The sequence below is a fragment of the Afipia dichlorophenoxyacetatis genome, assembly GCF_055386385.1.
On record NZ_AP029250.1, the window covers coordinates 645,746 to 661,108 of the forward strand.

The 15,363-nt window shown below is 51.4% G+C and carries 17 protein-coding genes; 7 read left to right on the forward strand and 10 right to left on the reverse strand.

What is annotated here, in order from left to right:
- Window positions 1-29 precede the first annotated feature (29 nt).
- Window positions 30-428 carry a hypothetical protein gene (locus tag ACZ5C3_RS03035; protein WP_464035150.1) on the reverse strand — a complete coding sequence of 133 codons (399 nt, stop codon included), beginning with the start codon at window positions 426-428 and terminating at the stop codon, window positions 30-32.
- Window positions 429-565: 137 nt separating this feature from the next.
- Here ACZ5C3_RS03035 and ACZ5C3_RS03040 point away from each other — a divergent pair, with 137 nt between their 5' ends.
- The 3 genes from ACZ5C3_RS03040 to ACZ5C3_RS03050 all read left to right on the forward strand — a co-directional run bounded on the left by ACZ5C3_RS03040 (window position 566) and on the right by ACZ5C3_RS03050 (window position 2,326).
- Entirely contained in the window at window positions 566-1,165 is a 600-nt protein-coding gene (locus ACZ5C3_RS03040; RefSeq protein ID WP_464035152.1) for a hypothetical protein, read from the forward strand.
- Window positions 1,166-1,891 carry an SOS response-associated peptidase gene (locus ACZ5C3_RS03045; protein ID WP_464035154.1) on the forward strand — a complete coding sequence of 242 codons (726 nt, stop codon included), beginning with the start codon at window positions 1,166-1,168 and terminating at the stop codon, window positions 1,889-1,891.
- Window positions 1,892-2,101: 210 nt separating this feature from the next.
- Entirely contained in the window at window positions 2,102-2,326 is a 225-nt protein-coding gene (locus ACZ5C3_RS03050) for a hypothetical protein (RefSeq protein WP_464035156.1), read from the forward strand.
- Between the two features lie 44 nt (window positions 2,327-2,370).
- Here the strand turns inward: ACZ5C3_RS03050 and ACZ5C3_RS03055 are convergent, their stop codons facing one another.
- Both ACZ5C3_RS03055 and ACZ5C3_RS03060 read right to left on the reverse strand, forming a co-directional pair.
- Complete coding sequence (locus ACZ5C3_RS03055; RefSeq protein WP_464035157.1) at window positions 2,371-4,530, reverse strand: phage tail tape measure protein; 2,160 nt, start codon at window positions 4,528-4,530, stop codon at window positions 2,371-2,373.
- Complete coding sequence (locus ACZ5C3_RS03060) at window positions 4,523-4,843, reverse strand: hypothetical protein (protein WP_464035159.1); 321 nt, start codon at window positions 4,841-4,843, stop codon at window positions 4,523-4,525. Before ACZ5C3_RS03060 ends, ACZ5C3_RS03055 begins: the two co-directional genes overlap by 8 nt.
- 114 nt (window positions 4,844-4,957) lie before the next feature.
- Here ACZ5C3_RS03060 and ACZ5C3_RS03065 point away from each other — a divergent pair, with 114 nt between their 5' ends.
- Genes ACZ5C3_RS03065 through ACZ5C3_RS03075 form a run of 3 tightly spaced genes read left to right on the forward strand, consistent with a single transcriptional unit; the run spans window position 4,958 to window position 7,045 of the window.
- Window positions 4,958-5,401: a PDDEXK-like family protein gene (locus ACZ5C3_RS03065; protein ID WP_464035161.1), complete on the forward strand. Its 444-nt coding sequence runs from the start codon at window positions 4,958-4,960 to the stop codon at window positions 5,399-5,401.
- Window positions 5,402-5,443: 42 nt separating this feature from the next.
- Entirely contained in the window at window positions 5,444-6,181 is a 738-nt protein-coding gene (locus ACZ5C3_RS03070) for a hypothetical protein (protein WP_464035162.1), read from the forward strand.
- 27 nt (window positions 6,182-6,208) lie between these two features.
- Window positions 6,209-7,045 (forward strand): hypothetical protein, encoded by an 837-nt coding sequence (locus ACZ5C3_RS03075; protein ID WP_464035164.1) that lies wholly within the window; start codon window positions 6,209-6,211, stop codon window positions 7,043-7,045.
- A gap of 223 nt (window positions 7,046-7,268) precedes the next feature.
- On the opposite strand, the gene ACZ5C3_RS03080 is transcribed toward ACZ5C3_RS03075, so the two are convergent.
- The 7 genes from ACZ5C3_RS03080 to ACZ5C3_RS03110 form a co-directional block, all read right to left on the reverse strand.
- Window positions 7,269-7,616, reverse strand: a complete 348-nt coding sequence (locus ACZ5C3_RS03080) for a P27 family phage terminase small subunit (RefSeq protein WP_464035166.1) — start codon at window positions 7,614-7,616, stop codon at window positions 7,269-7,271.
- 758 nt (window positions 7,617-8,374) lie between these two features.
- Complete coding sequence (locus ACZ5C3_RS03085; protein ID WP_464035168.1) at window positions 8,375-9,139, reverse strand: hypothetical protein; 765 nt, start codon at window positions 9,137-9,139, stop codon at window positions 8,375-8,377.
- Window positions 9,140-9,541, reverse strand: a complete 402-nt coding sequence (locus ACZ5C3_RS03090) for a hypothetical protein (protein WP_464035170.1) — start codon at window positions 9,539-9,541, stop codon at window positions 9,140-9,142.
- 164 nt (window positions 9,542-9,705) lie between these two features.
- Window positions 9,706-10,167: a MerR family transcriptional regulator gene (locus tag ACZ5C3_RS03095; protein WP_464035172.1), complete on the reverse strand. Its 462-nt coding sequence runs from the start codon at window positions 10,165-10,167 to the stop codon at window positions 9,706-9,708.
- A gap of 190 nt (window positions 10,168-10,357) precedes the next feature.
- On the reverse strand, window positions 10,358-10,834 hold the full coding sequence (locus ACZ5C3_RS03100; protein ID WP_464035173.1) for a hypothetical protein: 477 nt from the start codon (window positions 10,832-10,834) through the stop codon (window positions 10,358-10,360).
- Window positions 10,835-11,252: 418 nt separating this feature from the next.
- Window positions 11,253-12,899 carry a YfjI family protein gene (locus tag ACZ5C3_RS03105; RefSeq protein ID WP_464035175.1) on the reverse strand — a complete coding sequence of 549 codons (1,647 nt, stop codon included), beginning with the start codon at window positions 12,897-12,899 and terminating at the stop codon, window positions 11,253-11,255.
- Between the two features lie 75 nt (window positions 12,900-12,974).
- A complete protein-coding gene (locus ACZ5C3_RS03110; protein ID WP_464035177.1) occupies window positions 12,975-13,244 on the reverse strand; it encodes a hypothetical protein in 270 nt (89 codons plus the stop codon).
- 264 nt (window positions 13,245-13,508) lie between these two features.
- On the opposite strand from ACZ5C3_RS03110, the gene ACZ5C3_RS03115 reads away from it, so the two are divergent.
- The gene (locus ACZ5C3_RS03115; protein ID WP_464035179.1) at window positions 13,509-14,105 is read left to right on the forward strand and encodes a hypothetical protein; all 597 of its coding nucleotides are present in this window, start codon (window positions 13,509-13,511) and stop codon (window positions 14,103-14,105) included.
- Window positions 14,106-15,363 lie beyond the last annotated feature (1,258 nt).

A 15,363-nucleotide genomic window follows, 5' to 3' on the forward strand; every position in this document is an offset into this window, starting at 1 on the left:
GCATGTACTCGATTTCTCTGCGGACGAATTCAAGAGACGGCATCGGGTCTTGCCACAGCGGTAAATATTGACGGATTGTTTTCTCGCTGGGTGACGAATTCGATGACCTTTTGAAGGAACTCATCAGCATCCACTGGTTCGAAACATCCAGATTGATGCCCCACGTGGTCCACTAGCAGATCAAGCATCTCGTCAAAACTCTGTGGCAGCCTTCTGCGTAATTCCTCGGCCTTGGCAAGCGTATCCAATGGAATTGCGTCAGATGTGTTCGATAAACGATCAAAGATATTGATCATTATCTTTTCGTGTTCATTGTAGTTTCGCACGCAACTGCCAATGGCGTCGTCAAGGTCAGGTTTCCCGTCATTCATGTAAAGGAGCCTCAAGCAGTTAAATCGCTGTGTGAGGTCTTGAACAAAGTTGTCCATGAGTCATGCTCCGACTTCGTTGATCTTTGCGCCTCACACGATCGAGGTACGCGCAACCGCGTTCACACGTTTTTTTTTGCGGGCCGAACGGACTGATCATGTGAGCCCGCTTCAGGGGGTAAATTCCCTGCCACGTATTGACGGCTACCCGTGAATGTTCCTATTTTGTTCTCATGGAGTCAAGCGAACAAAAACGCCGTTTTCCGCCCCCTTGGACGGTGGAACAGAACACCCATGGGTACGCGATTAAGGATTCAAGCGGCTTTGCCTTGGCGTATGTCTATTTTCGCGACGACATCCACGCGCAGAAGTACACCTTCGCCCACCAGTATCTAACGAGCGATGAGGCGCGAAGGATCGCCAAGGCTATTGCGCGCTTACCTGAATTCTTAAAGGCAGAGCCGGAATTTCCAGCCAGGCGCATGAAGCGCGTGGGTCGCTATTGGCGTTCAACTCACCCTTATCACGTGGCTCTTCAAGAATGTTACGTCCAAGAAAATTACGACGAGATTGTCGAATGCTGCCGCTTGAACAAGGTGCCCTTTGATGCAACAGGCGAACGCTTGACGCTCGGCTTCATACAATGGACCACTTACGAGTTCGCCTATCAGTTCGATGCAATCAGGTTTTGGCATAAGTTCGATGGACGATGGATGGTTGGCGACGACTTCATTGTTCCGACACCTCCGAAAGACTTTCGGCCAATGCAATCGGTGAAGAGGAAGGGCGCGATCTAGATGTGTAACCTCTATTCGATGACGACGAATGTCGAGGCAATCAGACGATTGTTCTCAGCGCTCAATAGCCGCGTTGGCAACCTTCCATCAATGCCCGGTATCTTTCCCGATTACCCAGCACCAATCGTCCGAAACATACCGGACGGCCGCGAGATCACCATGGCGCGTTGGGGTATGCCGTCGTCTGCGACCGCCCTATTTCAGGCCACGAAGAAACGCGCCGCGAAAATGGAAGCCAAAGGCAAGCCTGTCGACTTCAAAGAGTTGCTACGCATGGAGCCTGACGGCGGCACGACCAACATCCGCAATGTGACGAGCAAACACTGGACGCGATGGTTGGGGACGGAGAACCGCTGTGTGGTGCCGTTCACATCATTCAGCGAATTCAACAAGGCCGAAGGCGGCGACATCTGGTTCGCTTTTGACGAAACGCGTCCTCTTGCTTGCTTCGCTGGCCTCTGGACCAACTGGACATCCGTGCGCAAAGTCAAAGAAGGAGAGACGAACAACGACCTGTTCGCTTTCCTCACGACGGAGCCTAACGCGGAAGTCGGTGCCATTCATCCGAAGGCCATGCCTGTGATCCTTACGACACCTGCCGAAGTAAACACATGGATGACAGCGCCATCTGACGAGGCTCTCAAATTGCAGCGGCCGCTTCCGGATGGATCACTTCAGATAGTCGCTCGCGGCGTGAAGGAAGATCTAGTCGCGTCGGTGAATTGATCGACGGCCCGTGGGCCAACAACACCAAGCTGCTTGCCATTCAACTTCATGCAGCAAAGTTTTACCGGTACTCCGCTGCAGCAAGCAAATAGCGGCATTTCCACACAACAAGCGTCACTAGGCCTGACTTTCCGTAAGTCTTATTCGGTAATAGATCGACATGTATGGACACGGTAATCTCACTCGTTTTTTTTTCAAAGGAGGATTCCAATGCATAAGATGGTCGGAATCATATTCCTGGCGAGTGTTGTGGTTGGCCCAACATCTTCCTTCGGGGATGACAAGAAAACAACCCAAACCACAACGACGCAAGAGGCTGCAGAGGCAAAGAAAAGAGAAGGTCAAACGGGGACCAGCAACAAAGAAGCAGCCAAACAACTAGAGCAGATGGATAAACTGGAGAGGCAACAAACCACCGGTAAGCCACCGAAATAACACATACCGAAAAGCGGCGCTCCGATTGAGGAGCGCCGCCACCATTACTTCAGTTTTCTTGTTTTTTGAGCGCTCTTAACGACAGCAATCGTTCGCGATTCAAATTCTGCGCGATCTCTCGCCATTTGCTGTTTCAGATCGACAATGTCTTGGGTGTTGCCAGTAACGTTGTAGACCGGAGCGAAGTGAACATTCACCGGCGAGTTGTCGTTCGCTGGAGATCCTCCATTCGGAACGATCTGCGCGCCGTTCGGCACGTACATCCGCTCCGGTCCATGCTCGCCAACAATGGACCAGCCACCAGGTGCACTGGTCGTGCCATCGGCAAACCCAGGTAACGTCGGTCCAATCGGCGCGCTATATCCACCGCCTGGCAGAGCATTGGACGGCAGGGCATTACCCGGTCCGCTACTGCCAAGTCCGAAGAAGCTACCCAAACCACCTAGCAGACCGCTTCCGGCCCCGCCAAAAGCCTTTGACCAGAGGTTATCAACGGCCATGCTCAGAAGCTTGTCGCTGATCTTATTCAGGGCATTGGTACCGGCCTGTGCAAACGAACTCCACGCATTTGACCCACTTGACAAGGCATGGGTGAAATCCGTGGCGAAGCTCGTAGCGACCGACCGGCCTGTATCGCTGATGTCCTTCAGCGCCATATTCACACGCAAAGCAGCGGCTTCACTGCTCGCCAATGCCGCAGGTACGTCGTTTCCGTAAATGCCACGCAATTGCTGGGCAATCTGTAGGTCTTGCGGCCCCAGAAACGCAGTTTTCGCCCCGAAATCTATTTGAGAGGCTACTTTGGCAAGCTCTAAGGCTTGAGCCGCCTTACCGGCGCTTTCTGCAAGACTGTAGAATTTATCCGCGTACTTCTCGAGACCGGTGTATCCGGCCTGCTGAGCGGCAGTATAAAGGCTAGCTTCAGCACGGGATTGAGCCAGCGCGGATGCACCAAGCCCCACAGCCTCCGTATCCGCTTGGGTGCGTGCCGTGTGCTTTTCAAGCTGCTCGATTGCACGGTCAAGTGCATCGGACTGTTCCTCGATATCCGGAAGCTTGGTTGCTTTATTGCCGAATACGGCTGGGTTGACGCCGTCAACGCTCGGAAGATCGATAAGCTGCTTCTTCCAGAACGCAAGGTTCTTGAGCTTCGCGAGCATATCGTCTGCGGTTTGCAGATCAGCTTGGCCATCGCCGAGCAGCATCGATTTTTGGTTCGTTAGTTCTATATCGCGTTTTACAGCTACCGATGATGCCCTTAAACGATCAAAAAATGTTCCTTGAGTGTTCAGCAACGATGTAGGGTCTCGGATCAGATCGTAAATGTCCTTCACGTCCTGCATATTGTTGCGCAGTGACTGCACGGCAGCGATCTGCTTTTCTATATCAGTAGTCGACTGATCCTCAATCGGGGTAAACGACCTCGTAACAAACGAAGTGGCCTTACCTGCCGCCTCCAGAATCGTTGCCGCTAAATTTGCCGCCTGGATAAGCAGTGGCAGAACACCACCTAGCGCAGCTTTAAACTGAAGATCCCAAGCCGCTACAGCCGTTTTCCATTCTTTATCGAATTCAGATGCTTGCTGTACGATGTTGTCATCAACGATGACGCCAAGAGATTCCGCTCTGGTCTTAAGATTATCAATTTCGTCAGAGCCATCGCGAAGCAGCGGCAACCAGTCTTTAGTCAGTCCAACAATGCGAAGAATGGCTTGCTCGACATCAGGGGTCGGTGCGTTCTTAACCAGATTCGAGATGTCTGCGAGGGCATCCTTCGTGGTCTTAAGGTCACCATTTGCGTCCTTGATCGACAACCCGTTCTTTTCAAACAGCTTGCCGAAGTCAGTGGCGCTGCGACTTGCCGCTAGAAGGTCGTCACTGATTCTATCTAGACCGGAGACGAAGTCCTTGTCCGTAACCCCTCGCGATTTTGCCGCGTAAAGGGTCTCTTGAAACTCGCGGACCGACATCTGCGCATTTCGAGCGCTATCCGCAATGTCCGCATATTGCTTATTGATGCCGCCGACTTGGTCAACCGCAGCGCGTAAGCCAGCAAAAATAGCGCCAATTCCCACACCAGCAGCGAGAGTAACGGTAAGAAAATTGGTGGTGACGTCGGCTGCGCCCTGCATGGCTCTAGTGTAATTCTCTGCCTGGCTCACATCGGCATCGATTACGAGCTGGGTAACAACTTGATCAGTCACGAGATGCGGCCTTCATCTGCTTAATTTCGACGCGAGCATTTGGATGCAGGAGTTGAGAGGTAAGCCCTCGAAGAAACCCCAACCGGTAGCCGCGTTCGCCAGCTTCGGTCATGCCATTTTCTGATTTCTGGCTGACAACGTACTGATCTGCTGCGGCAGAGAACCGGGCAAGAACGGCTTCCCGCTTAATAGAGACGCTTTCGCTGTCCTGCAGCAAATTCTGAGCGCATAGAACGCCAAGCTCTAGGCCAAATACCTTGAAGTCAGCAGCAGTCGCTGGCCGGTCGATGACCGTGCCGTCTTGAGTAATCAATTGTGTGTCCTTGAAAGAAGTCTCTATACAGAGACGCCAATTATCGGCTGAAGTTGCAGCGGGACAGGTCATCCTCGCGAGCCAATGGGGATGGATCGAATCGGGTCGATCTCTATGAGTGATTTACCGAGAACAAAGCGTCGTTCTGGAATTCCTACGGGTAATGCGGGCGAATATTTCGTTATGGGCGAATTGCTGCGCAGGGGCTTCGATGCGCAACTCGCAGACAGAAACACCAAGGGATACGACATCTTGGTCGGAGAACACGACGCCGAGCATCTACAAAAAGTTCAAGTAAAGACGGTTCGGGCCGCGCCTTGGTACGTTAATCAATCGAGCTTTAAGGATAAGGGTCTAGATCAGATAACCGTTTACGTACTGCTGGGTCCGGAAAATTCCAAAGCGAGCGTCCGGTATTTTATTGCGAGGAATCGTGACCTCGAACCATTTTTATACATCCCTAAATCAGGAAGTTGGACTGCCAATGCATTTATGCGACTTCAATATCTTCTGCCGCACGAAGGTCAGTGGGCGCTATTTTCGAAAGATAACAATTGAGAAAAGTGAGCTGGAGGGGTGGTATATGGCGGGATACGTCTCATGAATTGCCACGGGCTAGGTTGCCAATCCACCGATCTCATCAAGGCTCACATAATACCTGCCGGTTTTGGTCGCCTGATTAGACCGTCTAATGGCAAAAACATTAAGATTGCTGGCAATCGTGTTCGCGAGGCAAATCCTCAATTAGGAGAATTCGATCCTTCTATCCTATGCGAGAGGTGTGACAACGTCCTTGGCCTGGATGACGAATACGCACTGGATGTCACCAAAAGAATCAAACCATTTCGTGCTGTGAACGAGGAGCTGTTTGTTGACACAACGGTCGATTGTAACCGGTTCAGTAAATTTGCGCTTTCGGTTATCTGGCGTGCCTCAATCAGTAAACGCGAAGCGTTCTCTGAGGTCTCTTTAGGGCCATACGAAAACTTGGCGCGCGATGTTCTGTTTGGGTCACGACCTTTATCCGACTTCCGCCAGTTCGAACTAGTTGTTTCGCGCTTTTCAAGTAAGAATCTCGACCCCAGCGGCATCAATTATTATCCGATGCGCTTCAAATACCTCGACCTCAACCTCAACACGTATGGTTTTTGTGTTTCAGGATTTCGGTTGCTTCTCAAGATCGATAATCGCAAGCTGCCGTCCGAGTATGAGCCATTGATCATTAATCGCACAAACGTCTTCCGTGGAGCATTTTTGCCGTTTGAAGAGTGTCAGGAGTTCAAGGGCCTCAAGGATGCTGTAACTGCCAATCAACGGCGAAGAGCGCAGAACTCATAGCTTGGTGAATCGAACTCAGGAAACGATATGTTTGCTTTTGTTTTAATGCCGTTTGATGCGGATTTTGACGATATCTACCGTCTTGGAATCAAGGAAACCGCTGAAGCCGTTGGCGTAAAAGCTGAGCGCGTCGATGAGCAAATTTTTCACAAAGAGAATATTTTGGAACGCATCTACGGACAGATCGATGCGGCGGATATCATTATTTCCGACATGACGGGTCGCAATCCTAACGTGTTTTATGAAACTGGTTATGCGCACGCCAAAGGCAAGACCTGCCTGCTTCTGACTTCAAACGCAGATGACATCCCGTTCGATTTGAAACACCATCGTCATGTTATCTATGGGGATTCCATTCAGAACTTGAGGCGAATGCTCGAGAGGGAGTTAGTCTCGCTAAAGGCGGTGATACAAAATAGGCAATCCGTCATAACCGTGAAATTGAATCGGGTCGTTGGATTGCTTGAGAAGGATGAATTTAGCGCCGATGCAGAAGTCGATCTAGTTTTCGACTTAAGCAATAAAACGGCGGGGCCTTCGCCAGAAATCGAGGCGATTTACTTCATCACTGGGAAGGGGTGGTTCTTTAAACAAGATGGGCAGGACTGCGCATCACGGGATGTCGATTTTGACGGTTATAAAATCAGTCACTTTGTGAGGTCCCCAGTGAGAAGAGTCCAAGGGACCTCTTGGGCCGAAATAAAGATAACTGGGCGGAAGATTCTTGAATTTGCTTCGTCCGGGAAGAAGCTAAAAGATAGGTATCGAGTATCGGGGCGGGCCATGATCAGAATCGTAACCTCGGATGGAACATTCGACTTTCCGATTGATATAGAAACCGAGGTTGATGAAATTCCGTTCTAGTCATTGATCGGCGGACAGTTGATACGAAACTACAAGGCGCGCGGATTCGTATTCTCTTTCATGTCCCACATGGCTACGCTGGGGTCGCCGTGGGCTTCCCAACAAGCCTTCCGCTCCTCGAATGATGCAAATTGAAACCAGGAGCGGTCACTACCATGCAGCCACATCAGTGTGTCTTCATCAACCGCATCCCGCCGCTTATCGTTCCTTCGACGTACCGGCATTAATTGCTCCTATTTGCTCGAAGCGAGTTTGGTCGGCTTTCGCTCGGCGGGGATACGTCGAGCCCGATTTCCCGGACGAGCCGCGCAAATGCCAGTCGGGAATCCCGCTCAATAGCGCACTCGGGTCGAGCGCGGGGTGCGCCAAATCGATCAGTGTAAGTTAAGCCCTGCTTTGCAATGGCCTCCCGGGCCATTTCACTGCGATCCCATGCTTCGCAAGCCTTCGTGAGGAGACGGATGTGATGGCTGTCGAGCGCAAATTCTGCGAGCACTTCGGCCCACCACCGCGATGTCTCAGGACGCAGGTGTTTTGGCGGCTTTTCAGCCCCAGGCTTCGTTTTGATCATGTTTCCAAAAATTTGTTTTCAATCGGGGAAAGCCTCGTAAATGTTTGCCTACCCGTCCGGTCCAGTCCCCTAAATCGCTAGAGAGTTGACCCGCCCCCTACCTTCAGCATCCGATCTCATTGATCTTCCAAAGCTTCCTTCATACAACGCAGCCTTTTTGCTGTTGCATGTCGTATGATATGGTTGCCAATTACTACGATCCCAAAACAATCTCATATCGCCTTTATGTGCCACGATATGGTCGACCATGTTGGCACGCTTCTTACATCCACATGCACACAAATCGTTGCCAGGTAGAGCAAGGTACGCCTTGCTTGCCTTCTCCCACTCCCATGTGTAGCCACGTTGACGTGCGTTAGGGCGCGTATCAACGTATGGCTTCCATTGTCGTGGTTTGTACTGTGGTGGTCTAAGCGGCACTTTGTCTTACGCTTACATCAGCGGCTTTTGTTAGCTCGACCTGGACCAAATCACCCAATCCAATATCGATATCTCCACCAGAGTGTTGGAAGGTAAGGCTCACCGGCAGAGGTCTTACGGCTGAATTGCGCGGATTAAATATCGGGTGCAATTCAAACGTCGTGGAAATTCCTTTGACTTCTCGGATCGCCGCCACCTTCCTCTCTGCTACTTCAAATATGAATTTACTTCCGCAATCTATCTTCAATCGATCTTCTCTTTCTTAAATGATCCAAACACTAGGTCGACCCGCCCGTTACCCAAGGCAGGCCGACCGGTCATGACGCGGCAGTCGCGCTTTAATAGAGGTAATGAAGGTGCTCCGTCTCTTCGACAAGAGCGTCGTACTGTTCTGACTGCCACCGAGCAGATTGAGACAACGTGAATTCGTACTTTGCTTTCGGGTCTGCATCTCGAATCTTCTGTTTCAGTTCTTTTACTGAGCGCGAGAGTCTGTGAAACCTGTGATGCAGGTCATAGACGTCCGAGCGTATTTCATCGCTAGGCTTTTGGGTATTTTCAGCATCGACGACGACCGCGAATGCGTTATCACCAGCCATTCCGTCTGAAACTTGCGATATTTCGTTAAGCTTGGCCTTGGTGACGACGATCACCTTCTCGCCGTCGACATTTTCAACGCGCGTTTCCATTAGCGTTGCGCCGATGGATATTGAGCTTGCTGCGCCGGATGCACATAGGGTGGCGATCAATGGCCCGCGCCCATTCTCGGCTTTATCGAGATCGAACCAAAAACGCCCATCCTGATAAAGCTCAAGCGCGTTGGTTGTATCGCCCGCCTTTGTCGCGGGATTATGGGCAAACTGAAATTCAACGATCTGTTTGCTTAAATCTCCAAAGCAATCATTCTCAAGCAAATACCATTGTTCTTTAATCTGATCGTAAAATGGAACGCCGAAGGCGGCGAACTGCCCCATCAATGCGCGGCCTTTGGTATCATCAAGTATCGTGTTCCACACGCCGCCTCGTTGATTTCGATCGAGACGAGCTTGGATTCGCTCAAGCGCGCGCATGTCCCGAGGATCTAGTTCAATCTTATTGGGCACTCAGCGCACGCTCTCTGGGATGTCAGATTTTTTGATGTGACCGTTCTCCACGAATTCACTAAGAACGTGATTGTAGAAGCCACAGGAGTCGGTCGGGCTACCGAGGTAGTAGGGACTTACACGGCCAAGACCTGATAGCCTCGCGCCAGTGTTCTCAACCGCATAAACAAACTGCAAGTATTCCTGATGCGCCGCGTGAAGTTCAATTGCTTTGGCTGCAAACTTCTTCGCCAGTCTGGAGTGTTCGGGGGCAGCGTGCTCGCAGACGATCCGAGAAGCTTTGATCTCTTCGTTGATAATTTCGGAATCGATTCTGTCGATGGCTTTGTTATGAGCATCTAACTCGTACAGTAGATCCTGTAGACGTTCGCTGTCTGGGCGGACGTTGTATTGTGTTGTCATTTTAGCTTCCGACAAGCTCAGCTACTCGGTCTGACATCGCCGACCCAAGATGTGGGTTGTCCTGTCGAGCGCGAATACTCACGATTTCAGATTTCAATTTTGCGGACTTCGCAAATAGATCATTTCGCCTTGCTCGAAGTTCGCGGATACGCGGCGATGCTTCCTCAAGACTCATTATGTTTTTCATTTATACCTAGCTTTGATTTTACGTTTGCTGCGAGCTTGCCGCAGTCAATGACGAAGACCGCGCCATCTTTAGGAAGGACGTCGTCTAGCGACTGATCGGGATCAACACAGATCACGTGATAGAAAGAGCGTTTTTGCCCAACCAGAAAAGTTCGTCCCAGCGGATATGGTTCGCCCACCTCGCGACCTTGATTACCTCGGTCGCTGAACATGAACGCTGCTTCAGCTGCGCGCGAAGCCGAGATACCAAGCGATACTAACTTCGTGGTGATAGCGATTTGATAGAGGCGACGAAGCGAATAACCTCGGTTTTGGCCGCTTCCATTTGCTGCGACATCACAGGGTTGGGGCTTGATGATGCCCCGCTCGTAGTAGCTTTGCAGTGTGCGGAATGGCGTATCCGTCGCAGAACAGGCGACGTTAGCCTTATAGGTGATCATTAGCTCCTCGTTGTGAATCCATGTGTGTGGGTGACATGGCCAAAAAGAAAGGACCGCCCCGTGCGGTGAACGGGACGGTCCTTAGTTCAAAGGAAGTAGGAATTGAACGAACTGCGTTCGCACTAATCACTAATTACACATTACCTCGAAACCGCGTGCATCGACCGATTCCGTGCACGGGATACGAAATTTAGGCAGCTCTGGCCTGGGCAGAAGCGTAGTGCCGCTCAAGCACACGCAGGGCTATCACCAAGGCCGTTATGGCTGCTGCACGTGCCTGTTGAGGCTGATTGCGACTACTGTAAGCCTTGCCAGCCACTTCTACGGGCCTGTTGTGAAGCAGGATATCGTCTACTAGTTGGGCGAGCCCTAACGCCTGCAGGGCGTTCCTGGCGCTGTAAAATGGTCGATGTTTATCAAGGATGCGTTCACCTGAAGATAGGTCCCGATAGGGATCGTACCGGCCACAGGATACCTGAGGCTTGGCGTAGTCTGGGCTGGCAATGGTTGAACGGCCTGTCTTATCGAAGTCGATGCGGTACCGCTCGCCGGTTGCGTGTAGCGCATGATTACGGGCGATATCGGCGTCCAATGCACCGTCTGCAAAGAGGCGGTGAAAGGGGTCGGCAATGCGCCGGGTGCGGAAATTGTCGTTGGCATACTTCATCCGGCGTGCTCCGCATCTGCCAAGCCGTAGCTTGCTAAGTCATCTCGTCCGGCCTCGGCAAGGGTCTCACGGAAAACCCAATGCCAACCGCATGTCCCAGTCTCATTATCCCGCGCCAGAAGGTGAATCTGTTCTTCGTCACAATCGTCGATGTCTTCAATGCTGTGGTAGTCCAATTGAATCATGAGTGCTGCTTTCTATGAACTTGTGAACTTGTGAAGTTGTCCCAGTGGCTAGTGTTCGGCGGAAAAATGCCTGGAACCGCAGAATCCGTGGAGTCGGGACAAGTTCAAAAGTAGTAAGAAAATTGGGGTGTTTAATATTAGAAGAGCTTGTGTCTCAGGGACTTTCGGAGGGGCTATAACTTTTGAAATGCCTCACAACTAGCCAAAAGTTCACAACGAGTGCCCGGCCTTCTCTAACAAGTTGGGAACGCGTTGTTGCTTTTCACAAGTTTGAATCGAGCGCGAGCACCAGGCTTTTGACCGGGTGAGGTTAGGTTTACGACCTGGCCGGTGTCGATGAGCCACTGTATCGCCTTTGAGACATCGTCGGCTTCAGCTTGGCTAACATACTGCCGTTGCAGAAGATGCGACCAGGCAAGTGTCTGATCCGGAGCGTCGGAAAGTGCGCCTGCCACGGCCTTACGCAATGCTTCAGCGGTTGAACCCGACATATACTTGGATACACCATCACCGATAACTTGAATTGAGCGATAGACGATGGCCCATGCCCATTCAATGTCGTCGAGATCGATCGTTGGAGTTGCCGCGTTTCGGGAGATTGCACGAACGGTAGCTAGCCGAATCGTGTTTTCAGCAGCGCGCCCGTTGATATCCCGATCTACCTGGGACCAAACTTGGGCATGTTGCCACTGAAAGATTTCTGCCCAACGCTGATAAGCCGGTCCTTCTTGGCCCTCCATGAACGGTACTACCGTTTTCTTTTGAAAAAGTAGATTGCCGTCTCCTTCAGCGACAGGGAACGCCTCCGAGGCGTTCCTTAAGCGCTCCACGAGTTCCGAGGGGATAACCGCCCGTTGACCGAGTTTGGGAGCACTTACATTCTTAGGATGAGTGCCCTCAAGAAAGACGAACCTGCTGAGAAACCCGTTGCCTAGAGAATCCGGAGTAAGCCCCTCATAAAGCGTCTTTGCCGTCGTCATTCCGAGGACCGTTAAGGCGGGTCCGTCGATGGGGCCGTCGTCCTTCTTTGTGTCCTCAGAAGCGTATTGGCGACCGTAAAACATACAGTCAGCTTGGTCGTAAATTGCGAGAATGAATTTTCGGATGGAGGCTGACGCCGAGTTTCCACTGTGCCGTGAGTTAACATCCTGCAACGTGATGCCAAATTCATCCATTACTACCACAGTAGATTTGTTTCTTCGAAGCATCCGCTCGATAGCCGCGTATGACGTTGGGTCTCCGTTCGTCACAGCACCGGGTCGCCCAGCAAGTTGTGCGAGATTAATAATCGATTTAGGCGCGTGCCCCTTACCGCTCGCGACACCCATAACTGTCGTCATGAATAGGTTGATGCCGCTGCGTGTTGGGCCGAGCGCGCGATCTCCAAAGATACCACTAAGGAGAGCAATGCTTGATGCAAGTGCCAACTCCGGGACAGGTATAATGGCGGTATCATTCACGTGCCGAGCGATGTCGCCGAGGAGACCGCCCGCCGCTTGCGGTGTAAACGGAGCCGGATGCATCATTGGAGGAGTGAGATCGATTTTCTTTCGATTGTCGTTAGCGGGCTGACCGCTCGCCTCACCCTCGGCTAAGCCTCGCGAAATGGTTTCGTTGATGCTCTGTTCCTGGTATTCCTTATTATAGAGGCGCGCGCCCGCGTGATGTTTTAGCAGATCTTCAAGATCAATCCGTTGGAACTGGTATGGGCGTAGTAATTGGCCACACTCGAATGCGATGCCGTACAACTTCGGCAGATCATAGGGGGCCTTCCATGCCGAAATTACGCTATTAATAAGGGGATGGAATTGAACTCGATTTTTGTCTGGTAACTCACGCGCATCAATGCTCTCCACAACCGTGGAGCTAGATTTAGTCATTTAGCTTCCTTTGAAAAATGCCAACGTTTTTTTGGTTGGCTATTCAACGCAAAAGTCCCGGCGTTGCTTCGGTATCTACGCGGCCCGTCCTAATTTGCGGCCGTTTTCGTTAGCTGCCTTTTCGGCAGCTTCATCTCGTGCAGCAGCGATATCCATTAGGCGGACTAGGCGGCTAGCAACTCGGCCAGTAATGAGCGGCAGATGTTTGCGGGGCGGCTTGCCTTGCGACGGGGCTGCATATGGTTTTTGCGGCCCACGCAGCCGGGCAGTGCGGGCGCGCAATTCCTCGATGGGAATCTCATAGTCGCTGCGGTCCGTAAGCCCGCAGATTCTACTGGTGGTCATTCTAGAATCCTTTTCACACATTGTGCTGCCGGGCACACCGGCTGGTAACGAACGCAAAACACCACCGCTGTTCGGCGGCGGGCAGGGTAGTTAGCTTGGTAGTTTTTGGCACCGGCCTAATGGCACGCGGCGCATACGCAAATGATGAGGCTACTTGTTTGTAGATAAAATCTGGATTGGATGCAACCGATAAAAGGTTGACATTGCATTGTTCTACCGTTTCGGCGCAGACTCATCAAGCGAAAAGAGGTTGGGGGAAGCATCGTGAACTTGAAGGCAGACACGGATCACAAGATCGATCCAGATTTTTTTGATGTCGTGATCCAGTCACTCTCTGTACTTTCGAGCGTGGCGACGCTCGCAACAACGTGGCTATCGTTTAAAGGGAATAGCCGCGCCAAATCCGATGAGAATGCCGAGCTCGTGCGGTCTGCTTTAAGGACTGTTCGAAGACAACTCGAAGACGTCTTTGAGGCCGTTGAAAATATACTTCGTATCTTGGAAGAGGGCAGAGCCCAAGAACTCGGCAAGGTCGACTTGCTTAGTGAAACTCCAAAGTTTGGATCAGCGGTATTTCTCTCCCAAGGACTGCTTTCACAAGTCCATCACCAACTGTCCAACCTTGACATGGCAACGATGAATGCTCGTCAAACGATTAGAAACATTGAGATGCTCCTCCCCTCTGCTGCGTTTGGGGATATGACCGACTTAAGATTTGATGTCGATCAATTCAATGAAGATCTTAATGAGGTGCTCTTTAAGAGCCGCACGTTCGGGGATGCAATGACCAAACTCCGCTCAGTTCAGCGGCGAGCTGAAGATTTCGTGAGTGACGTGTACAATCGGACAAGAAGAAACTAGGAAGATGGCCTGACGCGCATCATCTTCTCGCGCGGAGCGACGACGCCAATCAGCGATTAACCACCATTACGGTGTGAACGAAGCGAGTAATAAAGTAATAGCAAGCGAGTGAGGCCGCCCACTGAGGCGGCCTTTCTAGGAATAGTGCATGCCGACTTGGCTTATGAGAGTTGCAATTGGATGCGCGACGACAATCATGTCATTTGTCGCGATGGTTCTGCTCTTCATGCTGACGCTGTATCTTAAGTGCGGCGCCTGCGAGCCCGAATATAATAGTTCGGCATCGGACTATTATATCTTAGTCCTAGCAGCACCGTTATTCTTGCTTGCGAGCATTATTGTGGGGGCTGTCGTCGGATACCGAATGAAGCCCAACGCCAAAATTCAAAACGGGCCACTCCCAAAATCAAACTAAGCCATAGCGGTCGAAATTGGACAGGAACAGACGGGCACTAGCAGAACATCGTGTGTACGAGCAGGGGGATTGCGACAATCCTAGTGGGTCACACCGATTCAACTTCCTAAGACAATATGGGACGGTCGCGAGGGACCAACCTGGCTCAAGCGTTTGATTTGTAACCTTTATCTTGGCCCGCCCCTGGGCACCATCAATCTCACAATCGATCATTTTTTTGATTCTCGGCCAAAGCCCCAGTTCGCAGAAGGGGCAGATTGCTATGCGGGTGAGGCGTGCAATCGTTCGCGACGGAGCTGAGACCCTCAATCTTGGATTGTGCGCGACGCGGCTTGCGCCAAGTCGCGGTTTGAAAATCTGACGCGAAAAGCCATCGCGATCCCAACTAGCTTTCGTTCTATCGCCATCGGAAGACGGTTAGGGGGCGCGTGTCTTGTTCCTCGCCTCGAGCCAAAGAGTTCGTCAGCGAATAATCGTTTCGCTGATGCAATCTTTTAGGCAGATGCAAAGATCTCTTTGCAATTCTGATACTGTTCTTCGAAAGAAACAACGCTAACAGTGGTTCATGCCGTGATTTTCGTCGGCAGGCTGATTCATGAGCCCACTGTTTCTGGACTTTGAAATGTGCCGAAGGCCATACCCAGACCATGGTTTCGCATCACAACGACGGCTCCGAAACATGGCGTGTGGGAGTCTTTTTTTCGCAGAACGTTCGATCCGCGATTTCTAAAACAGTCTCTCAGCTTGATCACGCTGCCGCAGCGTTGAGCTTTGAGCAACTCGACACGGTTTCGTGTCTTTGATCCTGGATCGTCTCAATGGCATTGTCCGATCCGATTTCTC